This window comes from Lwoffella lincolnii (genome assembly GCF_002014765.1).
Taxonomy (GTDB): domain Bacteria; phylum Pseudomonadota; class Gammaproteobacteria; order Pseudomonadales; family Moraxellaceae; genus Psychrobacter; species Psychrobacter lincolnii.
On sequence record NZ_MUYT01000004.1, the window covers coordinates 176,467 to 202,256 of the forward strand.

The window sequence follows — 25,790 nt, forward strand, 5'->3', positions numbered from 1 at the left end:
CACCTTAAGCCAATGCCAACATAACAAAAACGCACCGACTTGGGGTGCGTTTTTATCTGTATTTGACTGACTAAAACTTTAAGCAAAATAAGCAAATGACATGATTTATTGCCACTTTATTCTTTATTATTGATTATTTATTGGTATTCTCTTTTAGCGTTTTACCTGCTTTAAAGCTCGGTATCTTGCTGGCTGGTATGGGAATTTCTTCGCCAGTTTTTGGGTTGCGACCTGTGCGGGCTTTTCTTTCTTTCACACTAAACGTGCCAAAACCAACCAATGACACACTGTCGCCTTCTTCTAGTGCTTGACCAACGGTGTCAATAAAAGCGTTCAACGCTTTGGTTGCGTCAGCTTTGCTGATGTCAGCTTTTTTTGCGATGCTGTCGATTAATTCAGATTTATTCATAACAGTTCCTTAAAAATGATGGTCTTTAAAATCATAGGGTGAAACATTGTACCGCCACAGGGGTAAGAAAGCAATGCTTTTGCTACATTAGCTTTTGCTACATTAAGGTGTGTCCATATCTGATGCCTTAAGTGGGCTTAAGCAGATTTAAGTAGGCTTGAGTGAATTTCAGTGTAACAGCCAAATGACCACACACCATCAACACAAACCATAAAAAAAACCATAAACACACGCCGATGAACAGACAATAATCAAATTTATCAGATAGGTCAAGTTAAAAAGGAATTTTACTGATGAATGACAGCAATGCTTAGCAGCATGTCAAGAATGCGATTAAAATTCAAATCAATGTTGCACAACAAATGAATGATGAAACACACTGTCAAAGATGCTATCATCTACCATCAACCATTTCACCCTTGAGTATTGAATATTGAGCATTTATCATTCAGCGAGCAATCACAATAATCTGAGCATGTTACCCAGCATTGCTAGCCGTTATTACCAACCATTTATTACCAACCATAAGGTAACGACATGACGCAACAATTCCACACAGACTCTAAGCAATCATCGTCTTCTCAATCGTGGTCTGAGTCTCGTTATTGGTCCCAGCGTGTGCTGGATTTCTTTTTGGTGGTCGCCGAATCCATGCTCACCCTAATTTTACGCTTTGATGCCCAACTGCGTCAGGCAGCATATCCATTGGCACAAGCTCAAGTGGTGGTTGAGATAAACACCTATTTGCCTAATGAGCGGATTTATCTGTCCTTTAGCACCAAAGGCATTTTGCTAGATGCTGACTTGCCCATACAAAAAGACCAAGCAGACATCATGGTGAATGCTTATAGTTTTCAGGTCATTTTGGCAATATTATCTGATAAAGAAGCAAAGATTGATGCACTACAATACTTGGGTGATGAACAAAAAGTACAATGGCTTAAGCACTTTTTACAAACTTTAAGCGTCAGCCATTTGTTGGCTCAACTGCTCGCATTATTTGACAAAAATAAAAAAGAAACGCCCAGCCAAGAAGAGCAAGAAGCCAACAAACAACAGAAGATAACGGATTATCAAGAAAAAATTGCCAAGCTTGAGCAAAGTAATGACCAGCTGATGACTGATAACGCTCGCTTGACCACACAACTGGCAGAATTAAAAAGTCGGCAAAATGTTTATACCTACCTATCAATTGCCCTTGCTGTCATTTGTTTGGTGGCGGTGGTGATGCTGATGATGAATTAACAGCTTGTCTTAACCACCTTAACAATTACCTTTGCAACTCACCACTGCCGTTCCTTAAAACCTACCTAAATCTACCCAAAGGCAAATTTAGCGTTTAATTCCTACTTCAACGTTGTTTGCCTTATTCGTTTGAACTTGGACTTACATCAACTCCATAGGCGTTTTTAATTGGGGATAGAACTTACCCACCAACGATTAATATTAAGATAAAGTTAAAACCTTATCTGCCTGATTTAAAATATTGATACTTGCATTAATATCACGGTCATGATTGGCATGGCAACTAGGACAAATCCAATGTCTAGCCGCAAGTGTCAAGTTTTCTTTTGCCATAATAAAACCGCAATTTGAACAAGTTTTAGAGCTTGGGTAAAACCTGTCCAATTCTTTGATGCTCTTGCCCCATTGATTTGCTTTGTAGATGAGTTGCCGTTTAAATTCATAAAATCCCAAATCAGAGATGGCACGGCTTAATTTGCGATTTCTTACCATACCTTTGGTGTTAAGGTTTTCAAGGCAAATCGCATCAAACTTTTTTACTAAGTCTGTCGTGAGTTTATGTAAAAAGTCTTTTCTAATGCAACTGATTTTATAATGCAATCGTGAGAGCTTGGTTTTCGCTTTTTCACGATTTTTAGAGCCTTTTTGTTTACGGCTAAGTTGTTTTGACAATCTTTGCAGTTTTTTAAGTTTGTTTTTAAGTGGTTTTGGGGCTTGGATTTTTGTACTATCTGAAAGCGTGGCTAAATCGGTAATGCCTAAGTCTAAACCGACTGATTTACCTGTTTTGGGTAAAGGTTTTTGAGTGTCATCTAATTCAACAGCAATAGACACAAACCATTTACCGCCCTTAGTAAAAACTTTGGCGGATAGGATTTTGCCATTGTATCTTAGATGTTCGGTCATTCTAACCAAGCCCAGATTGGGGATTTGAATGTGTGGTTTGTCTTTTTTAAGTTTTAATTTAAATTGGTCGTTGGAAAGAGAAAAGCGGTCATTGACGCCTTTCTTTCTAAATTGGGGATATTTGCTTTCACCCTTAAAAAAGCGTTTAAAGGCATTGCCTAGCTGCATAATAGCAAGTTGTGGACTGCACTTGGTTACTTCTAGCATAAAGGGGAATTGTTCACGCTTGATAGAATTAAGCTGTTTTCTTAGTTTACCTTGTGATGGTTTGTGAAGTTTGGTTTCGTCAATGGTTATGCCTTTTGCTTGACATTCATCACGGTAGTTTTTGTCTTGTTCATATTGCTTTTTCCATTCTGCCAACGCCCAATTATAGGCAAATCTGGCAACGCCACACGCTTTTTTGAGATGGGTGGCTTGGGTGTTGTTGGGGGTTAGCTCTATGATGTGTCCACGAATGGTGGTCATTGTAGTACTGCCTTGACAAGCACACCTATTTGTTCCCATTTGCGTAAGGTTGAGATGGACACGCCAAGTTGTTTGGAAGCTTCGTTGATACTGATTAATCTATTCATTTGGATATTATAAGATAGATTTAGTTAGATTTCAAGAAACAGTTCAAAGCCCTAATAACCACCCCTGACAACCACTTTTGTTAACTGCCCCTTTATGGACATGTGGTTACGGTTACCTTTATTAACAAATCTATTTTTTTATGGACATCTCACGGTCATTTTTAATCTTGACTAAATTAGTCAAGATTAATATAATGGCGTGTGTTCACCTAAGCGGTCTTAGGTCTTAATGAGCATGGCTTTTATTCATCATCAATGTCATCGACATCGAACAAACATCAGCAAACAAAAAAAGTCAATAAAAGCCATTGTGCCAATAATGATGCCAACATATGCACCAACATACATACCGATTATACATATGAGGATTTCCCATGCGTCTGACAACTCGTGGCAGATATGCGGTTACTGCCCTACTGGATTTGGCATTGCAAGAAGCCCAGCAAGACACTGCCGTGTCATTATCTGACATTGCCAAGCGTCAGTCCATATCCATTTCTTATTTAGAACAATTATTCTCCAAATTGCGTAAGCAAGGATTTGTCGTCAGCACTCGTGGGGCAGCAGGAGGTTATCATCTTGCCAAGCCTTTAAATGAAATCGATGTCATGAGCGTCATTACCGCTGTTGACGAGTCGGTTAATGCCATGCTGTGTGAAGGTCAAGGCGACTGCCAAGGTGGGGCAATGTGCTTAACACATGACTTATGGTATGCGTTGTCTAAGCACATTGAACAATACCTAAAAAACATCACACTGCTACAACTTCTTGATATGGAACATGTGCATAGCACAGCAGAACGACAAAGATTTCTAACCACAAGACACGACAACAAAGTCGATGGTCATCACACCATTCATACCATTAATATTCGTAATCACCATAAAGAGGTCTCTGCATCATGAGCCAATCCAAACTGATTTATCTTGACTATGCCGCCACCACACCTGTTGCCGAAGAGGTTGCCAAAAAGATGGCACAGTACCTGACTTTTGATGGGGTGTTTGGCAATCCTGCTTCTCGCTCACACGGTTATGGTTGGCAAGCAGAAGAAGCGGTGGAGACCGCACGTGAGCAGATTGCTGAGCTTATCAATGCTGACTCTCGTGAGATTGTTTTTACGTCTGGAGCAACCGAGTCTGATAACTTGGCGATTAAAGGGGCGGCACATTTTTATCAAAGTCGTGGCAAACACATCATCACCAGTCAGATTGAGCATAAAGCGGTGTTAGATACTTGCAGACAGCTTGAGCAAGAGGGTTTTGAAATTACCTATCTTGAGCCACAACAAGGCACTGGCATGATTTTGCCCCAGCAAGTGAAAGAAGCGTTAAGAGAAGACACCATTTTGGTCAGTTTGATGATGGTCAATAATGAGCTTGGCACACTCACTGATGTGGCAAGTATTGGCGACATCACTCGTCAAGCAGGTGTGCTGTTCCATGTTGATGCGGCTCAAGCGATTGGCAAAACACGCATTGACTTATCTGAGCTAAAAGTAGATTTGATGAGCTTTTCTGGACATAAGGCCTATGGACCTAAAGGCATTGGGGCGTTGTTTGTGCGTCGCAAACCAAGAGCACGCATTAAAGCTGAACAGCATGGCGGTGGACATGAACGAGGCATGCGTTCAGGCACTCTGCCCACGCATCAGATTGTTGGCATGGGAGAGGCGTTTGATTTGGTTGCCAAGCGGTTTGAGCAAGATTTTGAGCATGTTACAAAACTACGCCAACAGCTTTGGCAAGGACTGCAAGACATTGAAGAGATTTATCTTAACGGTGATTTTGAGCATTCTGTGCCACACATTGTCAACATCAGCTTTAACTTTGTGGAAGGAGAGTCATTGATGATGTCGCTAAAAAATCTGGCGGTATCATCAGGGTCAGCTTGCACATCAGCAACCCTTGAGCCGTCTTATGTGTTAAGAGCCATTGGAAGACCTGATGAGTTGGCACATAGCTCCATTCGTTTTAGCTTGGGTCGTTACACCACCGAAGCTGATATTGAACTGGTAATCACACAAATTCACGAAGCGGTGGACAAATTGCGTCAGCTGTCGCCACTTTGGGACATGTACCAAGAAGGCATTGATTTAAACCAAGTAGAATGGCAAGAGCATTGATTGATGTGTTTGACCAATTTGATGATTAATAAATGATGAACGATGACTGATTGACCGATGCCAACGCATTAGCCAAAATAAAGAAAATAAAGGAGTTACCAAATGGCTTATTCAGACCAAGTGATTGACCATTACGAAAATCCTCGTAATGTCGGTAATTTTGACAAAAATGCCAAAAACGTTGGCACAGGCATGGTGGGTGCCCCTGCTTGTGGTGATGTGATGCGATTACAAATCCAAGTCAGCGATGATGGCGTGATAGAAGATGCTAAGTTTAAAACCTATGGTTGTGGCTCAGCAATCGCATCAAGCTCGCTGGTTACTGAGTGGCTTAAAGGCAAAACACTTGACCAAGCCCGTGAAATTAAAAATAAAGACATTGCTGAAGAGTTAGCATTGCCCCCTGTTAAAATCCATTGCTCTGTTTTGGCAGAAGATGCCATTAAAGCGGCGATTGACGATTATCAAACTAAAGTGGGTGCTTAAGATTGCTGAGATAATGCTTGCTAAGCAAGATAACGCTAAGCAAGATAACGCTAAGTAAGCTGACAAATAAGAGTGAATAAAACTGACGAGAACATAACATGATACAACTGACCGAACGCGCAGGTGAATACGTCCGTAACTTTTTAGCCAATCGTGGGCATGGCGAAGGCATACGTGTGGGTGTGCGAACGGCTGGTTGTTCGGGGCTTGCGTATGTGCTTGAGTTTGTTGATGAGCCTGACAACAATGATGAACGCTTTGAAAGTCAAGGCGTGAATCTTTTTGTTGATCCAAAAAGCATGGTTTATCTAAATGGCTTGCAAATGGATTATGTCAAAGAAGGTTTGAACGAAGGGTTTAAATTCACCAACCCCAACCAAAAAGGCGAATGTGGCTGTGGTGAATCGTTTACAGTTTAATCGGATTTATTAATGAATTATTTTAGCTTATTTAAACTACCAACTGCTTTTGAGATTGATTTATCCGTATTGGACAGCCAACTGCGTGCCTTGCAAACTCAATATCACCCAGATGTTATTGACAGTAAAACCAACAACAGACAAAGTGAACAAATGTCTGCGGTGATTAACCAAGGCTACCAAACCCTACGATACCCAGATAGCCGTGCCAGCCATTTGTTGGCCTTGGTTGGGCAAGACGCACACATTCAAGATTCCATTTATGATTTGGATTTTTTAGATTTGGCGATGGATTTTCGTATTAGGCTTGATGATGCAGATGCCCAACAATTACCTTCATTACAAAAGCAAATGCAAGATTGGTTGGCACAATTATCAAATGATTTTACCCAAGCTTACCATCAGCAGGATTGGCAGTCGGCAATCGATGCCACGCAAAAACTTCAGTTTTTGGTAAAAATTGATAAAGACATCAGCAAAAAGATGGATAAGTCATCGCAAATAGACACATTAGATGATGATTTATACGTTTAGACTCTGGTTTGGGCTGTGCCTATTATCCCGTTTTCTTTATAATATGTGTTATTTTTAATCACTATTTGGTGGTTTTTAATCAACGTAGTGGTTAATAAGTGGTTAATAAGTGGTTAATAAGTGGTTAATAAACGTTCGTGGTTAATAAACTATGTCATTATTGCAAATTGCTGAACCCCATCACAGTGCCAAACCTCACGCCCACCGTTTTGCCTTGGGCATTGATTTAGGGACAACCCACTCATTGGTGGCAGTTACTCGCTCAGGTGAGCCCCAAGTTATTGGTGATAAAGTCAGCCAATGCCAATCAGGTGATGGCAAATCTGTGCAAGACAGTGTGGATTGCCAAAAACTATTACCATCGGTGGTGTATTTTGGTAAAGACACCACTTTGGTTGGCAATCCTGCTGAAACCATGGCAGAACAATATCCACAGCATACCATTCGCTCCATCAAGCGTTTTATGGGTCGCACTCAGTCAGACATTCGCTTTAACCACCCTTATCAGCTGGTTGGTGATGACGGTTTTATGCCAAGCATCGCAACCCCACAAGGCAACAAAAATCCTGTTGAAATTTCTGCCATGATTCTTGAGCAGTTATATCAGCGAGCCAAACAAGCCCTACCTGATGACAGCATTGTTGGGGCGGTGATTACCGTTCCTGCTTATTTTGATGAAGCCCAACGCCAAGCCACCAAAGACACCGCTCAACTGATTGGTCTTGATGTCTTGCGATTGCTTAATGAACCTACCGCCGCCGCCATGGCTTATGGTTTAGACCAAAATCAGCAACAAGCGTATCATCTGATTTATGATTTGGGTGGTGGCACGTTTGATGTATCATTGCTTAAGCTCAATCAAGGCATCTATGAGGTGGTGGCAACAGGGGGTAACAGTGCGTTGGGTGGTGATGACATAGACAGACTTTTGGCAAATTGGTTAATAAAACAAGCTGGATTTGAGCCAAAACAGATAGACAATCTACAAAAACAACGGCTTAACATATTGGCAAAAACATATAAAGAGCAGCTTAGCCAACAACTCCAACAACAAGCATCTCACCAAGCCCAAATTGATGTTTTTGTTACCTTAAATGACACACATTGGCAAGGCACATTGAATGCAGAACAGCTGGCACAAATCATATTGCCCGTTACCAATCGCACGCTACAAGTGTGTGAGCAAGTATTAAGAGATGCCAAACTGGATAAATCCGCCATTGATGATGTGGTGCTGGTGGGTGGTTCAACCCGACTGCCCATCATTGGACAGTTGGTTGCGGATTATTTTGCCAAAACGCCCTTATCTCGCATCAATCCTGATGAAGTGGTCGCGTTGGGGGCTGCCAGATATGCCAACCAACTCATCAATCAACAATCAGATAAACAAGTACTGTTATTGGACGTAACACCTTTATCTTTGGGGCTTGAAACCATGGGTGGATTGGTGGAAGTCATCATTCCACGCAACACCCCCATTCCAGTGAGTCGAAAGCAGGTTTTCACCACGTATCAAGACAATCAAAACGCCATGATTATTCATGTGGTGCAAGGTGAACGTGATACGGTGGCGGACAATCGTTCGTTAGGGCAATTTAAACTTACTGGCATTCCTGCCATGAAAGCAGGATTGGCTCGCATCGAAGTGAGTTTTACCATTGATGCCAATGGGCAACTGACCGTAACCGCCCAAGAGCTGACCACAGGCAAACAAAGCAACATTCAGGTTAAGCCATCTTATGGACTGTCTGACGCTGACCAAGAAAAGCTACTACAAGCAGGGTTTGATAATGCTCAGTCAGATAAAGACCAACGTAGCCTGATTGAAAGTCAAGTAGAAGCCAAACGGGAGCTGTTGGCGATTGAGTCGGCGTTGGTTGAATTTGGCCATTTATTGGACAGCACGCAAACACAAGCACTAAAAACCGCCATGCAACACGTTGAAAATGCCATTAGTATGGGTAATAAAAACCATCTGCACACCGCTGTTAGCAACCTAAAAGGCATCAGCGATGACTTTGCCAGTGTGATTATGAACCAAGCGGTTCGCCAAAGCATGACAGGCACAACACCCAGTCAATGGCAATCATAGATGACATATTGACTTGATGTCATGTCATATTGACATCACATCAAGTCATTGTTTGAATAAAAACACGCTTTAACAAAGCAAACCCAAATTGGAGTCATCATGCCCAAAGTTACCATATTGCCCCATCACGAAATCTGCCCAGATGGTGCGGAGATTGAACTTAATGAAGGCGATAATTTATGTCAAGGCTTGCTTGAACATAACATAAAAATAGAACACGCTTGCGACATGTCAAAGGCTTGCACCACTTGCCATGTGGTTGTGCGAAAGGGATTTAACAGTCTTGATGACATGGACGACATTGAAGCCGACCTGCTAGACCGTGCTTGGGGGCTTGAGCCTGATTCCCGTTTATCATGTCAAGTCATCTTAGACGACACGGATTTACAAATCGAAATTCCCAAATACACCATTAATCACGCATCAGAGAATCATTAATATGCGTAATATGCGTCCTACCCCGCTTGCCTTATTCTATATGACATAAGTGTTCTGAGCATGCCCCCCCCCCCTCAGATTTCTGGATTTCTTGAGGGTTTGCCATCACTCGATAGCAGGGTAATGTGTCCTGAAATCCTGCAATTTTTAGACTGCCTGCTTTTTGGCAATGAAATTTATGCTTGACCAAGTCATAAGTTGATTGACTGATTAAAATTTCTTTGGGTTGAGCAGCCGCTTCCAGACGAGCGGCAAAGTTAACCTCTCGCCCTATCACGGTAAAGCTCATGCGGTCTTTACTGCCATAATTACCCACATGACAGCAACCTGTGTTGATGCCAATGCGGATATGAACATCATCAATCCCCATCATCTGCCACTGATTGCTAAGTAGGTGCATTTGTTGTTGCATGTCTAACGCCATTGCCACACACGCCACAGCATCACCACGGACATCATTGGACTTAGGATAACCAAAAAAACACACCATGCCATCACCGATGAATTTATCCAATAACGCCCCATGCTGGATATTGATGCGTGTCATGGCTGCCATATAGGTGTTTAAAACATTTGCCAAATGCTCAGCACTTAAGCTTTCAGACAATTGGGTAAAGCCAACAATGTCAGCAAACATTAAGGTCAATTCGGTGCGTTTGTTATAAATGATGGGGGTATGATGCTCACGAATAATCGATGAGTGTAACTGACAAGGCACATAGCGGGTTAAACTGTTGATGACCAAGCCAAGCTCTTTGATGCGTTCGTTAAGTACGGTGTTGTTATCAGTGGTATGATTGATGCCCATCTTACTTGATTGCTTATCTAATCGATTGGCATCATGGAGTAAATAATACCCATCTGCCACCATGCCCATTAACCCAAGTGCCAACAGCGCCGCTTGCATCACATCAGGCAACATCGGAAAATACACATCATAAACAGGATTATGCACCTGTGTGAATAACGCATAAGCCGTCAATAATGGCAATAAGGCAACCAGCAATTTGACCAAGCGAGTTGACGGTTGAATTTTTATCAAACGTATCAGCATCATGGCAACATAAAGCAGATTCACCAACGAATACAACCCCGTTGATAATATTAAAGACCCCAAAGTAAACAAGCTAAGCACATCTAAACCATCATTGATTAACGGCTGATGCTGGTTGGCTCTGTTTGAAGACCAGCCCATCATACCTACTGCTGCCATCAAGGCGACAAACAGCCATGTTAACAGATGAATGTTATCGGCATGATGATATGACATGTCCAGCTGACCCCAAAGCACCAACAACAATGCTGATACCAATATCGGTATGAACTCGACATGCGGATAAGTACAAGAGCGTTCAGTGGGCATTTTTGTCAGCGACACCTAATCTAACTAAACATTTCTAACTAAACATTGCCACCATATGATATGGATGATATGGGGTGATTGGTATGCCATCAACGTTTTACACGTCAAAACGCCATTGAAATGGCATTTCATGATGACCCCTAAGTGCCATCATCAATGCCTGCTGCATGTTGGCAAGCACCGCATTGCTGTAAGGAATGGCAGGTGTTCCCCAAACAGGATTTGGCCATTTGCTGTCGTTTTGGTATCGCACGATATGATGAAAATGTAATTGTGGCACTTGGTTGCCAAGGGCAGCCACGTTCATTTTGTCCGCCCCAAATGTCTTAGCAAGTTGGCTAGATAACCAACTGGATTCACGTAAAAACTGCACTTGGTCATTTGGGCTGAGTTCATAGATTTCTTTCACTCCTGCTATCCTTGGCACAAGTATTAGCCAAGGAAATTGACAGTCATTCATCAGACGACAAGTGGATAAGGGAAATTCCCCAACATAGAAAGTGTCTTTGGCAAGTGTGGCATGTAATTGAAACATATTGCAATTTTTCTCAAGTATCAGATTTTTATTAAACATCAAATAAAGACAGCCGTTATTTTAACAGCTATCTGCTTAAGTTCCTAATCTTAAGTTTCTGGTCTTAAGTTTCTGGTCAGTAAGTCATGATGAAGATGACTTTAGCATGGTCATTATGTTTTGGTCATTTTAGTCATTTTAGTCATTCAACCGATAAAATCGCATCTAAGCTTTCACTGACATTTTTAGAGTGAATGTTGGTTTTTAGCTCAAGTAGGCGTGCTTTGACATTGACTTGTTTCGAGTTTATCAATGTGTGCCAGTGAGAGACACTTTGTAGCAGTCTTGAAGCCAAAACTGGGTTGATGTCATCAAGCTTACCAATGGCTTGACAATACAGCTCAATACCATCGGTTGACCAAAATGCCACTGGACGATTGGCAAAATTTGTCAATACCGCACGCACTCGGTTGGGCGTATGCCAATCAAATTGTTCATGGTGCATTAGGGCTTGGATTTCTGCCACAGACACATCATGCTTGCCTGCTTGCACGGCAAACCATAAATCCACTGCCAACGGTTCATCTGAAAATGTGTGATAAAAATGCGACAGTTGTGTTTGGGCGTTATTCATGTTAATTAGGGTTTGTAATGCCCCTTGTCGCTCAGTCATACAGTGGGCATCTGCGTACTGTTGGGTGGCAAATGTCATGGCTTGTTTTTGCTCAATAAAGCCAAGAAGGTACAAGCACACATTGCGTAATGCTCGCTTGCCTCTGGCGTTGGGGCTATCCACATAACTTTCTGCTTGGCTATGTTGATATGCGGTTATCAGAGTGTCTTGTAAGGCAGTTGCCATGTGTTTAATAAAGGCATCTCGTTTGTTTTTAATAAGCATTGGGTCATAATCATGGCTAAGTCCAGTTGCCAGCTCATTTTCATTTGGCACATCAAGCATATAAGATGCCAACATGGGATCTGACTGCGTCAACTCTGCTAAGACCTGATTTAAAGTAGCAAAATAACGCTGGTGTTCATCACGAAGTGCGTCAACCACGTTGCCACCACCATGAATACCATCATCATTGCCATGTCTGAGTAAGCGATTAACCACCCCTTGCCCTGCCTGCCAACGGTTATAGCCATTGGTTTCATTGGCAATTAAAAATAACAAATCATCAGTGGATTGAGCAAAGTCCACCGTTACAGGTGCGCTAAAATTGCGAAATACTGATAACACAGGGTCAAGCATTTTATCGACTGTTGGCAACACAGTCGATAAGTCAAGCTCAAACGTTTGGTTGTCTTGGGTTATCAAAAGCGTCTGTTCAAACACAAGGTTGCCTGTCTGCCTATCAAACACCGCCATGTCCATAGGAATGGGCAAAGCAACAGGCTTGGGGTGTCCTGTTACTGCTCGAGTGTGTTGCTTGATGCTCAAATTCAGCTGAGCGGTGGTGGGATTAAAGTCTTGTTCAATGTGAACATTAGGCGTGCCTGCTTGACGATACCATGGCATAAAGTCAAGAACGTGAACATCTTGGGTGGCAAGGGCTGACAAAAAATCTTCTACCGTTACCGCTTGACCATCATAACGCTTAAAGTATTCATTCATGCCTGCACGGTATTTTTGTTCACCAAGTAAGTTTGCCAACATTCGAACAATTTCCGCCCCTTTTTCGTACACGGTGGCGGTGTAAAAGTTGTTAATCTCAATAAAACTCTCTGGACGGACAGGATGAGCCAATGGGCTGGCATCTTCAGCAAACTGGCTTGTCCGCAATATCGCCACATCTTCGATGCGTTGTACACTGGCAGATTGTTGGTCAGCAGAAAAAGACTGATCACGATAGACGGTCAAGCCTTCTTTTAAGCACAGCTGAAACCAATCTCGGCAGGTAATGCGATTGCCCGTCCAGTTATGAAAATATTCATGAGCAATGATTGCCTTGACTCTAAAGCTTCTGGCATCGGTGGTGGTGGCAGGTTCAGACAACACACAAGCGGTGTTAAAGATGTTCAAGCCCTTATTTTCCATTGCCCCCATATTAAATTGACTGACCGCCACAATCATATAACGGTCTAAGTCATAAGCTCGCCCATAGTTCACTTCATCCCAACGCATGGCATCTTTTAAGGCAGTCATTGCCACATCACACTTACTGATGTCTTTGGGTTTGGCATAGATTTGCAACAAAACATCTCTGCCTTCACTGGTGATATGATTGTCTTCTAATACCGCCAAATCAGCAATCACACAAGCAAACAGATAGCTGGGCTTTTTGGTGGGGTCATGCCACACAGCATAATGACGATTGCCAGCATTGCCAGAATTGGCATCGCTAATCTCACCTGCTTCAATAAGGTTGCCATTGGCAAGCAAGGTAGGATAGCGTTTGTCTGCTTCGATGCGAGTGGTGTATTCACATAACACGTCTGGTCGGTCAATAAAATAGGTGATTTTTCGAAAGCCTTCAGGCTCACACTGGGTTACATACATGGTATCATCACCCTCTCCTGCTCGATACAAGCCTTCTAGGGCGGTGTTGTGATTGGGGTCGATTTTGACACGAGTGAATAAACTAAAATCATCAGGCACATCGGTTATCATCAGACTGGTGGCATCGGTGTGATAACGCTCTTTGGGCAGTGTTTGCCCATCAATGGCAATGTCAATCAGCTCAAGCCCCACACCATCAAGGGTTAAACCCCCTTGATAATCAGCATCTTGCTTTTGAATGTGTAGATGACTGCTTACCAATGTGTGCTGGTCATACACTTGAATGGTCAAGTCCGCTTGGGCAATGTTAAATGCTGGGGCTTGATAATCTTGCAAATATATTTTTTGATATGCTTGAGCAGATGACGCATCTGCTGACATATTGTCTGAACTGCCTGTTGGGGCATCAGGCAGTTGTGAGTTGATGACTTCAATGTCATTGGTGGTTTTGCTGGTGGTTTCTGACATAACATACCCTTTTGATAAAATTTTTATAAAAATTAATAAACAAATCACTAAAAATGACCAAACTAAAAACAAGGTCATTTTACTCAATGGCTAAGTGGCTATATTTAAGTTATTTAAGTTGCTAGATTTAAGTGGCTATTAAGTGGCTGTGTTGTCGCTACGTTTGCTTCAACTCATTTCAATTCATTCAAGCTCACCCAAACTTACCCTATCTTGCCCAGCATAATCTTGTACGGTGCGGACATTGTGATAACCATAAGTATCAAATATGTTCCTAACCGCTTTCGCCTGTGTGTACCCATGCTCAATCGCCAACAGTCCATTGACCTGCAAATATGCCCTTGCTCCCATAATGATGCTCTCAATGTCTGCCAAACCCTGCTTATCTGCCACCAAAGCGGTGATGGGTTCTGCAGTTAAATTAGCAAGGTGAGCATCGGCTTTATCAATATAGGGAGGATTACTGACAATCACCATAAACTTATCATCATCATATTGGGGTATTGGCAAATCATTGAACCAATGACTTTGTAAAAATGTGATTGATGTTTGGGTTAAATCTAAATTTTTTGAATCATTCAAATTGCTTAGGCTATTTTTTTTGGCAATGGTCAATGCTTGTGGGCTGATATCAGTGGCAAATACTTGCCATGATTGGCTGTTAAAATATTGCTGATGTTTTTTGTGTTGACGTTGATTAAGCTCAAACGCCAGACTGATGGCAACACAACCAGAGCCAGTTCCCATGTCCAACAGCTTCAATGGCTGATGCTGGTTTGTTTGCCAACGATGTTGAGCATCTTGCGACTGTTGCTCAATCCATATCAACACTTGCTCAACCAACACTTCCGTATCAGGACGAGGTATCAGCGTGTGTTCATTGACTGCAAAATCCAACCCCCAAAACGCCTGAACCCCCGTCAAATATGCCAAAGGTGTGCCTGCTTGCATCTTATTCATGCCTACCTGCCAACGTGTGTATTCATCATCACTGAGCAAATGGTCATCATCACTGATTAAAAAACCACTGGGCTTGTCAATAATATGCAGCAGCCAATCTCTTTGCCAATGTGTCGGCAAATCAGCATAAATACTGGTGAACTGAGCTTTGAGTTGTTTGATGGTTAATGACATATTTGGTTTTTTGGTTTTTTGGTTTTTTGGTTTTAGTTTTTTGGCACTTCAGCAATGTCCATCTTCTTATCTACCCAATAAATCAGCCCCAAAATGGGTATGCCAATGGCAAAGGTAAAGATAAAGAAAAATAGATAACCCATGTTGTCCACAATCGCCCCAGAATAACCGCCCAACACCTTAGGCAACAGCGTCATCAATGAACTAAAAATGGCATACTGCACAGCGGTAAAACGAATGGAAGTCAATGCCGATAAAAAAGCAATGAACACGGCACTGGCAAGCCCAGCAGCCAAATTATCAAATATCACCGCCACATACATGTACATCAGCTCACCTGGGTGTAAGGTCAACAGAACAAACAATAAATTGGTAACACATGCCAATATCGCACCCACCATCATGGCTCGCATGATACGCATCTTTTGTGCCAAAATACCACCCAAAAACCCCCCAACAATCACCATCACCACACCCACCAACTTCACCGCTGTGGCAATGTCAGTTTTACTAAAGCCCATGTCTTGATAAAACACGTTGGAGATGACCCCTGCAACAATATCAGAAATGCGATACAACCCAATCAATGCAAGGAGCAACATCGCTTGTGAGCCATAACGACGAAAAAAATCCAGTACTGGCTCAATCCAAGTGGCAAATGCCACCTGCTTATCCACCAATTTGGCCTGTACCAACGCATAACCTGTTACCAACGCCAGCCCCAACGCCAACACCAAATGCACCACTTCCAACAAAAATCCCATCAATGGGCTGTCCACTTTTGGTAACAATGAACCAGAAAGCTTAAACACCATGATAAACGCCATCACTGACAACACAAACACCGCCACCAAACGCACATAATCACTGGTTTGACCCATCTGGCGTATTTCTTGGTTAATGGGTTCTGTTGTTAGCATCGGCTCTTTTATCAATGGTTCTTTTATCAGTGGCTCTTTTATCAATAATGTGGTCAATATGCCCACACCCATCACCGCCGCCATGATAAAATAAGTGTTACGCCAAGCAGGATAATGATAAACCGCTTCGGTTGAACCAAAACTGTCTGCCAAATATAACGCCCCTGCTCCCGCCACAATCATGCCCAACCGATAACCTGCCGTATACATGGCAGACAACACCGACTGCATATTAAGGGGTGCTGACTCAATGCGATACGCATCAATCACAATGTCTTGGGTGGCAGAAGAAAAGCCCAACAGCACCGCTGCCATTGCCATCATCGGCAGCAAAGACTGTTCAGCAGGGTTAATGCTTGCCATCAAAACAATGGCCAACACCACCCCAATTTGGGATATCAACATCCACGCCCGTCTGCGTCCCATTTTAGCGGTCAGCACAGGCAATGGCACAGCATCTATCAAAGGCGCCCAAATAAACTTAAACGAATAGCCCAAAGCTGCCCAACTGAACATGGTTACCACACTGCGATCAACCCCAGCTTCTCTTAACCACAATGACAGACTTGAGAATATCAACAAAATGGGAATGCCAGCAGAAAAACCCAAAAACAGCATGATCAACGCACGGCAATCAAGATAAGCCATCATCGCCTGTTGCCATGATTTTTTTGTCATGGTGGTGGTGATGTGTGGTACGTCTAACGCTTGCTGGTCTGAAATTTGCTTGGCTGGCACAGATTCGATGATTGGATTGGGTGGCTGATTGGAAGGTTGCTTGTCGGTATGGTTCATGCAAGTTCTCAAAAATCAAATCTAAACATCTCAATAACGCCATGGCAATATTGAGCAATTTATAATTAAGTGTGTTATGGTAATTCAAATCATATTATAATGCCATACATGGATAGCGTTATCTGCATAAACTCTCATTGAAACAGCCATTTTTTTATGGCTATTTTCATGGTCATGGTAAAACATCACTTTTATAAAACACCACTTTAATAAAATAATAAGGACATCACATGCTTTATCCTGTTGCCATCAAACCCCATGACGGTCAGTTTGTCGCTAAATTACCTGACATTCCTTCACTTGAGATTACCAGTAACAGCATGGCAGACACCATCGCCCATGCCCGCCAAGCGGTATTTGCTTATCTAAGCGATTGCATCGACCAAGACAACGCCCTGCCTCAAGCCAGTGATATTAACACTCATTTGGTTGATACAAAATACGCAGGCTGGACATGGGCAATCATCAGTGTGAATAAACACAGCTTAGTCGGTGAAGACATCGAACTGACCATCAATGTTAGCCAACGTCTATATGATAAAATCAGTGAACACATAAAAAACAGTGATGACGATTTACAAGCATTTTTAATCAACGCCATCAAAGATGCCCTAAAATAAACGCATCAATCAGCCAAATACAGCCAGCCAAATACGAGAACCACACATTCATGTCCCTTGACATCATCATCAATCAACGTCATTTACAAATCCAGCTAAAACAGCTAGAAACCGTCTGGCACACCGTCATCAATGGCTACAACTTAAGCCAAGCTGCCAACGTCCTACATACCAGCCAATCTAGCTTATCCAAACACATCTCCGCTCTTGAAAGTCAATTAAAAACCAATGTCTTTATCCGTCAAGGTAAACGACTGACAGGCTTAACCGAAGTTGGACAAGCCATACTGCCACATATCGAAACAATTTTTACCGAAATTCGCACCATCGAAAACATTACCCTAGACCACACCAATCCACTAGAAGGCACCTTGACCGTTGCCACCACCCACACGCAAGCACGCTATGTGTTGCCCCAGATAGTCATGGCATTTCGCCATCGCTATCCCAAGGTCAATTTGGTGCTGCAACAAGCCGACCCAGAGAGCATCGCCCAAATGGTCATTCGTGGGCAAGCCGACATTGGCATTGCCACCGAAGCTTTGCTAAACAACGACTATTTACGATGCACTCGCTATTATGACTGGTCGCATAAGGTGATTGTGCCAAAAAATCACCCATTAGCCACAGAAGACCGCTTGGGTTTGCCCCTAGACTTACCAACTTTGGCAAGCTATCCCATCATCACTTATCATGGTGGTTTTACAGGACGTGGGGTGATTGATGACACCTTTTTAAATGCTGGACTAACGCCTGATATTGTGCTGGCAGCACTCGATGCTGATGTCATCAGCACCTATGTGGCAGCAGGGCTTGGGGTAGGCATCATTGCCCAGATGGCTTATGAACCAACGCATTATGCCAATTTAACCGCACTGGACATTGACGCATTTGGGCGATTTACCAGTTGGATAGCCGTGCGTGATGATGCCAAAGTGCGTGAATTTGGACAGGCGTTTATTCACTTATGTCAACAACAGTTTGATGGGGTTGGCAAGTGATTTGTATGCGATGTGTTTGCGACCAATTTTCAAATGACTGTTTTTTAATAACTGTTTTTTAATAACTGTTTTTATTTTAAGGATAAAGTGCCAAAATGAATCATCAGCCAACACCAAAATTATCTTATCTGGACTTAGCTCCCATCGCTGAAGGGCGTTCGATTGCTGATGGGGTTAAACAAACCGTTGCCATTGCAAAAACAGCTGAAAAAGCAGGGTTGCATCGCTATTGGTTAGCAGAGCATCATAACATGCCTGCCGTTGCCAGTGCTGCCACCGCTGTACTGCTGTCGCACATTGGTTCTCAAACCAGTCGCATTCGCATCGGCTCAGGTGGTGTGATGTTGCCCAATCATTCACCATTGGTGATTGCTGAGCAGTTTGGCACATTACAAGCCTTGTATGGCGACCGCATTGACTTAGGTTTGGGCAGAGCCCCCGGCTCTGATGGGGCAACATTTAGAGCATTACGGCGTACCATGCACAGTGCTGATGGCTTCCCACAAGATGTGCAAGAGCTGATGGGTTATCTGTACGCCAGCGATGCCAGCAATGATGTTACCGCCTACCCCGGTATGGGCAGTCGTGTGCCAGTGTGGATATTAGGGTCATCACTGTTTGGGGCCAATTTGGCGGCCAAATTGGGCTTACCTTATGCGTTTGCCAGCCACTTTGCCCCTAGAATGATGGGTGATGCCATTGCCCATTATCGACAAAACTTCCAGCCATCTACCCATTGCCAACAGCCATATGTCATGCTTGCCGCCAACTTACTGCTGGCAAATGATGCTGACGAAGCCCATTATCACTTCACATCGGCTCAACAAAGTGCTTTACAACTGGTGCGTGGTAATTTGGGTAAAGTGCCAAGACCTGTTGCCAATATGGACACACTGTGGCACCCACAAGAGCAGGCATTTGTAGAGCAAAGCCAAGCAATCTCTTTTGTTGGTGGTGTTGATGACGTCAGACCCAAGCTTAGGCAATTCATTGACACATATCGTCCTGATGAACTGATTGTCGCTGCCAATATTTGGGAACAAGACATGCGTCTTGCGTCCATTGAGCTGACCAGCACGCTTGAATTATTTGCTTTAAACTGATATTTGCGTTGCACTGATGTTTGCGTTGCACTCAGCAAGTTAAACCATATCGCATCACATCCACCCCATTGCCCTTAACACCGCCGACCCCACCGCCATACTTATCATACTAAATATGGTGGTAAATGCGATGATGTTGGCGGCTAAAATTTCATTACCACCCATGGCCTTTACCATGACATAACTCACCACTGCTGTGGGGGCAGATACCATCAAAAATAACACCCCCATTTGTACCTTTGCCATATCAACCATGTCAGCGGTCTCGTTGGCATGGGGAATAAACGCCACTCCCCCTATCAAGCCAAAGGCCCAACCGACCAATATCGCCAACATAGGGGCAATAAAAATACGAATCAGACTTGCCTGCATCGACACACCAGACAAACTTAACATGTCTTTAAAATTCACGGTTGCCCCAGCACAAATCAGAGCAAGCGGTAAAGCAACCCTTGCCAATAATTCACCCACATTGACAACAGATGCTGGCAGTGTTGGTACATCTAATGCCTTAGCAATCACCGCCAGCAATAAAGCAATATTCAGTGGGTTTTTAATAAGATTAACCCCAAGCAAAGACAAGGTTTGTGCCGTGGTTTTAGATTGAGTGTTAAACTGACGACTGCCATGATGGCTTAACGTCATGACCGCCAACACATTAAACAGCACCATCAACACCCCCATATATACCGCCCCAATACCCAAACCCACTTGCCCATAAGCATTATGTATCGTTGCCAAAGCAATGATGGCGATATTACTGCGAAACACCCCTTGCACAAACACACCTTTATCTTCTGACTTGGTGATAAAATAATGTGCATACACTTCAGCCCCAACAAACAACAGCAATGTTACCACCACCCCAGCCCCTATTAATGGTAACTGTGCTTTAATGTCCACCTGCGTATTGAATAAACTTAAAAATAATAAACATGGCAAACTGTATTGAAACACCAAATGTGATGCGTCATTAATAAACTCTCGACTGATTTTATGATGCCATCGTAAGAAAAACCCCAATCCCATTAACAACAAACTTGGCAACATAATAGAAAAAGCAAAGCTGGCAGAACTGATTAAAACAGACATAACTTCTCACATCATTTTAAACCCTGTCTTGTTTTCATGGTGTTTTATCAATGTATTTTTTATCAATGTATTTCATCAATGGCAGGCACTTTACAAATCACACATAACATTTGATAAAACGACGAAACCAACACACGGTTGCACGAATAAATAATAAATACGCCATAAATCAATTGCGTATTGTAAAGAACATTCTTATAAAATCATGTGCATAATTCATCTATCCTAATGCCAAATTAAAATATGCCCCCCATTTTGATAAAAAACCACATAATACGATTACAAACCATGATTTGTAAACACAGGATTTTATGGCTATAAAAGGTTGCCCCCCCCCCTTAAATTTGATAAAATAGCAAAGATTTGTTTAGTTTTTTTAATAAAAAAAGTAACATCTATTGATAAAAATTAACAAGTCACATAAGCAAATTAACCATGTTTATTTTGATTAGGATATTTCTTTATGAGTAATCCCAGCACAACCATTCAACCTCTAGATTTTAGTGCAGCATTAAAAGCTCATGCAGACTGGAAAGGCAAATTAAGAGAAGCCATTAATAATGAAGAGACCCTAGATGAAGCCAAAGTGTCTCGTGATGATTTATGTGTCTTAGGTGTTTGGCTTTATGATGAAGATAACGTAAACGCCTTGGCTGCTCTTGAGAGTTATCGCCACTGCAAACAAAAACATGCAGAATTCCACAAAGAAATCGGTAAAGTAGCAAAAGAAATCAATCGAAAAAATTTTGATAAAGCCAAAGAAATGATTGGTGCAGGTTCAGAATATTCTGATATCAGTACTGATATTGCACTATCATTACACCAGTTGAAAAAAGATGCTAACGTATCTTAAGATATTTTTTTGAATAAACCCTAAAAGCCATGAGCATAATATACGATGATGCTCATGGTCTCAAATATAGATAAAATCTAAAAATACTAAAACACCAAGCCCATACGTTATCCCTAGTCATGTTCAGACGACATCAAAGCCATCTGACTTTTACGCTGTTTTTTTACCGTCATGGCAAGTAATTGAATCGCAGCAGGGGTAACGCCACTGATGCGACTGGCTTGAGCCAATGTGGCAGGGCGAATTTGGGTTAATTTTTGAATGATTTCATGAGATAACCCAGAGATACTGGCATAGTCAAAATCCACAGGCAATGCTGTGTTCTCAAGACGTTTCATATGCTTAATATCATCTTGTTGACGGTCGATATAACCTGCGTATTTAACGGTAATTTCAATCTGCTCCCCCACCTGTTTATCCACTTGGCCATCAGTAATACTGGCAATATCAGCAAAGGTTACATGGGGACGTTTTAGCAAATCATAGGCAGTGGCTTCTTTAGACAGATGTTCACCTGTTTGCTGAGCAAAGCGTTCACCAAGTTCATTTTGTGGCGTTGCCCACAACTCTTTTAGTCGTGATGATTCTTGGGCAATGGCATCCATTTTACGATTGAATGAATCCCATCGGACATCATCAATCAAGCCAAGTTGTCGCCCAATGGCAGTTAAACGTTGGTCTGCATTATCTTCTCTTAATAGTAGGCGATATTCTGCTCGACTGGTAAACATGCGATATGGCTCTTTTGTGCCATTGGTAATTAGGTCATCTACCAACACACCAAGATAAGCTTGGTCTCGTCTTGGTGTCCATGGTTCACGCCCTAAGCTTGCCAAAGCAGCATTTAACCCTGCCAATAAACCTTGAGCTGCTGCTTCTTCATAGCCTGTTGTGCCATTGATTTGCCCTGCAAAATACAACCCATCAATGGACTTGGTCTCAAGAGTGGGTTTAAGATTTTGTGGGTCAAAATAATCATATTCTATGGCATAGCCAGGGCGAGTTAGGTGGGCATTTTCTAAACCTTTCATTGTACGGATAAATTCAAGTTGCACATCAAACGGCAAACTGGTTGAGATGCCATTAGGATACAATTCATGCGTGGTTAAACCTTCAGGCTCAATAAAAATTTGATGACTGTCTTTATCCGCAAAACGGTGAATCTTATCTTCAATGGACGGGCAATATCTGGGGCCTACTCCTTCTATCTGTCCACTAAACATAGGGCTTCTGTCCAGATGATTGCGAATGATGTCATGTGTTCGCTCGTTGGTGTGGGTAATATGACAATTGATTTGGCGCGGGTGCATGGCAACATTGCCCATATAGCTCATCGTAGGCAAAGGTGTATCTCCAGGCTGTGGGGTCATCACACTAAAATCCACCGTACGAGCATCAATGCGAGCAGGCGTGCCTGTTTTTAGGCGTCCCACAGGTAACTTCAGTTCACGCAAACGGTCAGCCAATCGAATCGATGGCGGATCACCTGCTCGCCCACCCTTGGCATTTTGTAAACCAATATGAATAACCCCACCCAAAAACGTCCCTGATGTGAGCACCACCTGCTCACAACCAAACTCAATGCCCGTGGCAGTCACCACGGCCACCGCCTTACCATTATCCATCAAAATATCGTCTGCTCCCTGCATAAACAGGTCAAGATTGGGCTGATTTTCCAACATATGACGAATGGCAGCTTTATACAAAATACGGTCCGCTTGGGCTCTGGTTGCTCGTACCGCTGCCCCTTTACGGCCATTAAGTACTCGAAATTGAATGCCCGATTTGTCCGTTGCCAATGCCATCGCCCCACCCAGAGCATCCACCTCACGCACCAAATGTGATTTACCAATGCCACCAATGGCAGGATTGCAACTCATCTGCCCCAAAGTTTCAATATTATGGGTGAGCAACAATGTGGTTGCTCCCATGCGTGCCGATGCCAATGCCGCTTCTGTGCCTGCATGACCACCACCAATGACAATGACATCATAATGTTTAGGATATCGCATGGGTTACCTCGTTTGTTGCTTATTTATTATGAAAGAAAAAATTTGTTATAAAAAAAATTGTTATGAAAGAAAAAACCGCTCATTATAGTCAATTTTATCGCCAATTTTGTGAAAAATTGACACATGACTGTTTTTTAAATTTAAACAGACATAAGCTTAAACAAAAAAACCCCAATCACCAGATTGAGGCCTGTGAGTTAAGATAAAGGTTAAGCTTCTGGGCTATGTGCTTCTACCATGGGTGCAAGCTCACCTGCTTGGTACATTTGTAAAATAATATCACTACCACCTATCAACTCACCGTTAATCCATAACTGTGGAAAAGTTGGCCAGTTGGCAATCAAGGGTAAAGTGGCACGAATTTCTGGATTTTCTAAAATATTAACAAAAGCAAATGGTCGACCGATTTGCGTCAATACCTCTATGGCACGAGCAGAAAATCCACATTGTGGAAATTGTGGTGTGCCTTTCATGTATAACAACACTTTATGTTCTTGAATTTGACTTTCAATGAGTGATTTGATTTCTGGATTGATGTCATTCATGATGATTCCAAATTGATGGCAAATGTATTTTATGAAAACTGTATAAATGTCTATTAAAGCCTTGACAATCATATCTAATCTCAACACAAATTGCAATCCATCAAGCACAACTCACCATGGTTAATTGACCGACTGATTAACCATTTCAATTTGACCCTCTCCCCTAGCTAAAGCAAGGGGATTCCCAATATCGCTACTGGGTGTTTCCTAATTCAACGAGATTGGCTTATGCAGACTAACTACACAAGACTGACATTCTCTCCAAAGGCAAGCCCCGCAAGCCCTGCGGTTAATATGTTTTTGGCAGCATTGACATCACGGTCATGGGTAGTCTTGCATTCAGGGCAATCCCAATGGCGAGTATCAAGGCTTAAAAAAGGCAAAGTGTATCCACAATTACAACAGCGTTTAGAGCTTGGGAAAAACTGGTCTATTTTGACTAAGCTTCTACCTGCCCAATCAGCTTTGTATTCTAATTGTTGGATAAGCCTACCCCAACTTGCGTCCATAATATGCTTGGCAAGCGTGGGATTTTTAATCATGTTTTTTACACGCAGCGTTTCAACACAAATCACTTGGTTATCGTTGATTAATTTGCGAGATAACTTGTGCAAGTTATCTAATCGACAATCTAAGATTTTAGCATGAATACGGGCTACTTTCATTCTCGCTTTGGCACGATTAGCCGAGCCGAGTTTTTTGCGACTCAAGGCTTTTTGAGCCTTAGCAAGTTTGGTGGCGTATTTGGCTGTTAGGCGAGGATTGTCAATTTTAAGACCACTGTCGGTAACAAACATATGTTTAATGCCAACATCAATACCAATGGCGGTATCAGATTTTGGCAAAATTTGATTATCAAATTCACACAGGCACGATACAAAATATCGTCCTGCACAGTCTTTGGTGATTGTGATGGTACTTGGCTTGCTTGGCAGATGCCTAGACCAACGAACATTAAGCGGTTGTTTGCTTTTGGCAATAAAAAGCTGACCGTCTGTGTATTTAAAAGCACTTTTGGTAAATTCAGCCGATTGCTTGTGAGTTTTCTTTTTGAATGTTGGGTATTTAGTACGACCCTCAAAGAAGTTTTTAAAGGCGGTTTGTTGGTGTCTAAGTACTTGCTGGGTGGGAACACACGAAACATCATTCAAAAAAGCAAATTGAGGTTGTTTTTTAAGCCAAGTCAATCTGGCATTGGCTTGAATATAGCCAATTTTAGTTTTGCTTTGGTAGTATTCATCAGTACGCCAACGCAAAATCGTGTTATAGACAAACCGCACACAGCCAAAGGTTTGAGCAAGCAGTTTGGCTTGTTCATCAGTTGGGTAAAAGCGGAATTTGTAGGCACGATGTTTCATAGCTCACATTTTATCATTAAAAATGTGAAATATCAATTTAACAACACAGCACTTCCTCCATGCCCTAAAGTGCATGGTTTCCACGCTAGGAGGATTTGATGAACCAGCTAAATTAAAAGTTGCATTTATAAATAAAAATGATTATTATTTATCTAACATGTTTCTTAAATGTAACTCATCAAACCAGTTTAACTCAGTCATCATCTTCTTTTACTGTTATCTAAGATTGGCTTATTAGTCCATATGGCTAACTTGCTGTAAGACAACATATTGTAAAGCTGAC

Annotated in this window: 24 protein-coding genes; 12 read left to right on the plus strand and 12 right to left on the minus strand. The window is 42.3% G+C overall.

Annotated elements, in window-relative coordinates; genetic code table 11:
• Positions 1-133: 133 nt before the first annotated feature.
• Positions 134-409, minus strand: coding sequence for an HU family DNA-binding protein (locus tag B0682_RS03015; RefSeq protein WP_078306600.1), 276 nt, complete (start codon positions 407-409; stop codon positions 134-136).
• A 537-nt stretch (positions 410-946) separates the two neighbouring features.
• On the opposite strand from B0682_RS03015, the gene B0682_RS03020 reads away from it, so the two are divergent.
• On the plus strand, positions 947-1,654 hold the full coding sequence (locus B0682_RS03020) for a hypothetical protein (RefSeq protein WP_078306601.1): 708 nt from the start codon (positions 947-949) through the stop codon (positions 1,652-1,654).
• A gap of 201 nt (positions 1,655-1,855) precedes the next feature.
• Here the strand turns inward: B0682_RS03020 and B0682_RS03025 are convergent, their stop codons facing one another.
• Both B0682_RS03025 and B0682_RS03030 read right to left on the minus strand, forming a co-directional pair.
• Entirely contained in the window at positions 1,856-3,028 is a 1,173-nt protein-coding gene (locus tag B0682_RS03025) for an RNA-guided endonuclease InsQ/TnpB family protein (RefSeq protein ID WP_078306602.1), read from the minus strand.
• Positions 3,025-3,135, minus strand: a complete 111-nt coding sequence (locus B0682_RS03030) for a MerR family transcriptional regulator (RefSeq protein ID WP_078306603.1) — start codon at positions 3,133-3,135, stop codon at positions 3,025-3,027. The genes B0682_RS03025 and B0682_RS03030 overlap by 4 nt, the downstream gene beginning before the upstream one ends.
• 374 nt (positions 3,136-3,509) lie before the next feature.
• Between B0682_RS03030 and B0682_RS03035 the strand changes: the two genes are divergently transcribed.
• The 7 genes from B0682_RS03035 to fdx all read left to right on the plus strand — a co-directional run bounded on the left by B0682_RS03035 (position 3,510) and on the right by fdx (position 9,229).
• Complete coding sequence (locus B0682_RS03035; protein ID WP_078306604.1) at positions 3,510-4,040, plus strand: Rrf2 family transcriptional regulator; 531 nt, start codon at positions 3,510-3,512, stop codon at positions 4,038-4,040.
• A complete protein-coding gene (locus tag B0682_RS03040) occupies positions 4,037-5,260 on the plus strand; it encodes an IscS subfamily cysteine desulfurase (RefSeq protein WP_078306605.1) in 1,224 nt (407 codons plus the stop codon). Before B0682_RS03035 ends, B0682_RS03040 begins: the two co-directional genes overlap by 4 nt.
• A 102-nt stretch (positions 5,261-5,362) precedes the next feature.
• Positions 5,363-5,746, plus strand: coding sequence for a Fe-S cluster assembly scaffold IscU (iscU, locus tag B0682_RS03045; RefSeq protein ID WP_078306606.1), 384 nt, complete (start codon positions 5,363-5,365; stop codon positions 5,744-5,746).
• A 98-nt stretch (positions 5,747-5,844) separates the two neighbouring features.
• Positions 5,845-6,165: an iron-sulfur cluster assembly protein IscA gene (gene iscA / locus B0682_RS03050; protein WP_078306607.1), complete on the plus strand. Its 321-nt coding sequence runs from the start codon at positions 5,845-5,847 to the stop codon at positions 6,163-6,165.
• A 12-nt stretch (positions 6,166-6,177) separates the two neighbouring features.
• A complete protein-coding gene (hscB, locus tag B0682_RS03055) occupies positions 6,178-6,699 on the plus strand; it encodes a Fe-S protein assembly co-chaperone HscB (RefSeq protein WP_078306608.1) in 522 nt (173 codons plus the stop codon).
• Between the two features lie 151 nt (positions 6,700-6,850).
• Complete coding sequence (hscA, locus tag B0682_RS03060; protein WP_078306609.1) at positions 6,851-8,791, plus strand: Fe-S protein assembly chaperone HscA; 1,941 nt, start codon at positions 6,851-6,853, stop codon at positions 8,789-8,791.
• A gap of 99 nt (positions 8,792-8,890) precedes the next feature.
• A complete protein-coding gene (gene fdx / locus B0682_RS03065) occupies positions 8,891-9,229 on the plus strand; it encodes an ISC system 2Fe-2S type ferredoxin (RefSeq protein ID WP_078306610.1) in 339 nt (112 codons plus the stop codon).
• Between the two features lie 31 nt (positions 9,230-9,260).
• Here the strand turns inward: fdx and B0682_RS03070 are convergent, their stop codons facing one another.
• The 5 genes from B0682_RS03070 to B0682_RS03090 all read right to left on the minus strand — a co-directional run bounded on the left by B0682_RS03070 (position 9,261) and on the right by B0682_RS03090 (position 16,806).
• Positions 9,261-10,592, minus strand: coding sequence for an adenylate/guanylate cyclase domain-containing protein (locus B0682_RS03070; RefSeq protein ID WP_078306611.1), 1,332 nt, complete (start codon positions 10,590-10,592; stop codon positions 9,261-9,263).
• Positions 10,593-10,689: 97 nt separating this feature from the next.
• Positions 10,690-11,127, minus strand: coding sequence for an HIT domain-containing protein (locus B0682_RS03075; RefSeq protein WP_078306612.1), 438 nt, complete (start codon positions 11,125-11,127; stop codon positions 10,690-10,692).
• A 181-nt stretch (positions 11,128-11,308) separates the two neighbouring features.
• Positions 11,309-14,074, minus strand: a complete 2,766-nt coding sequence (pepN, locus tag B0682_RS03080; RefSeq protein ID WP_143823251.1) for an aminopeptidase N — start codon at positions 14,072-14,074, stop codon at positions 11,309-11,311.
• A 183-nt stretch (positions 14,075-14,257) separates the two neighbouring features.
• Positions 14,258-15,208 (minus strand): peptide chain release factor N(5)-glutamine methyltransferase, encoded by a 951-nt coding sequence (prmC, locus tag B0682_RS03085; protein WP_078306613.1) that lies wholly within the window; start codon positions 15,206-15,208, stop codon positions 14,258-14,260.
• A gap of 32 nt (positions 15,209-15,240) precedes the next feature.
• On the minus strand, positions 15,241-16,806 hold the full coding sequence (locus B0682_RS03090) for an AmpG family muropeptide MFS transporter (protein ID WP_169832902.1): 1,566 nt from the start codon (positions 16,804-16,806) through the stop codon (positions 15,241-15,243).
• A 347-nt stretch (positions 16,807-17,153) separates the two neighbouring features.
• Here B0682_RS03090 and B0682_RS03095 point away from each other — a divergent pair, with 347 nt between their 5' ends.
• The 3 genes from B0682_RS03095 (at position 17,154) to B0682_RS03105 (ending at position 19,647) form a co-directional block, all read left to right on the plus strand.
• Positions 17,154-17,543 carry a type II toxin-antitoxin system HicB family antitoxin gene (locus B0682_RS03095; RefSeq protein WP_078306615.1) on the plus strand — a complete coding sequence of 130 codons (390 nt, stop codon included), beginning with the start codon at positions 17,154-17,156 and terminating at the stop codon, positions 17,541-17,543.
• 50 nt (positions 17,544-17,593) lie between these two features.
• Positions 17,594-18,544, plus strand: a complete 951-nt coding sequence (locus B0682_RS03100; RefSeq protein WP_078306616.1) for a LysR substrate-binding domain-containing protein — start codon at positions 17,594-17,596, stop codon at positions 18,542-18,544.
• A gap of 95 nt (positions 18,545-18,639) precedes the next feature.
• Positions 18,640-19,647: an LLM class flavin-dependent oxidoreductase gene (locus B0682_RS03105; protein WP_078306617.1), complete on the plus strand. Its 1,008-nt coding sequence runs from the start codon at positions 18,640-18,642 to the stop codon at positions 19,645-19,647.
• Positions 19,648-19,701: 54 nt separating this feature from the next.
• Here B0682_RS03105 and B0682_RS03110 read toward each other — a convergent pair whose 3' ends face one another.
• Positions 19,702-20,739 (minus strand): AEC family transporter, encoded by a 1,038-nt coding sequence (locus tag B0682_RS03110; protein ID WP_169832900.1) that lies wholly within the window; start codon positions 20,737-20,739, stop codon positions 19,702-19,704.
• A 463-nt stretch (positions 20,740-21,202) separates the two neighbouring features.
• Between B0682_RS03110 and B0682_RS03115 the strand changes: the two genes are divergently transcribed.
• Complete coding sequence (locus B0682_RS03115) at positions 21,203-21,592, plus strand: CZB domain-containing protein (protein ID WP_078306618.1); 390 nt, start codon at positions 21,203-21,205, stop codon at positions 21,590-21,592.
• A gap of 113 nt (positions 21,593-21,705) precedes the next feature.
• Here B0682_RS03115 and mnmG read toward each other — a convergent pair whose 3' ends face one another.
• The 3 genes from mnmG to B0682_RS03130 form a co-directional block, all read right to left on the minus strand.
• Positions 21,706-23,604, minus strand: coding sequence for a tRNA uridine-5-carboxymethylaminomethyl(34) synthesis enzyme MnmG (gene mnmG, locus B0682_RS03120; protein WP_078306619.1), 1,899 nt, complete (start codon positions 23,602-23,604; stop codon positions 21,706-21,708).
• 209 nt (positions 23,605-23,813) lie between these two features.
• On the minus strand, positions 23,814-24,149 hold the full coding sequence (gene grxD, locus B0682_RS03125; RefSeq protein ID WP_078306620.1) for a Grx4 family monothiol glutaredoxin: 336 nt from the start codon (positions 24,147-24,149) through the stop codon (positions 23,814-23,816).
• A gap of 239 nt (positions 24,150-24,388) precedes the next feature.
• Positions 24,389-25,507 (minus strand): RNA-guided endonuclease InsQ/TnpB family protein, encoded by a 1,119-nt coding sequence (locus tag B0682_RS03130; protein ID WP_078306621.1) that lies wholly within the window; start codon positions 25,505-25,507, stop codon positions 24,389-24,391.
• Positions 25,508-25,790: the final 283 nt, after the last annotated feature.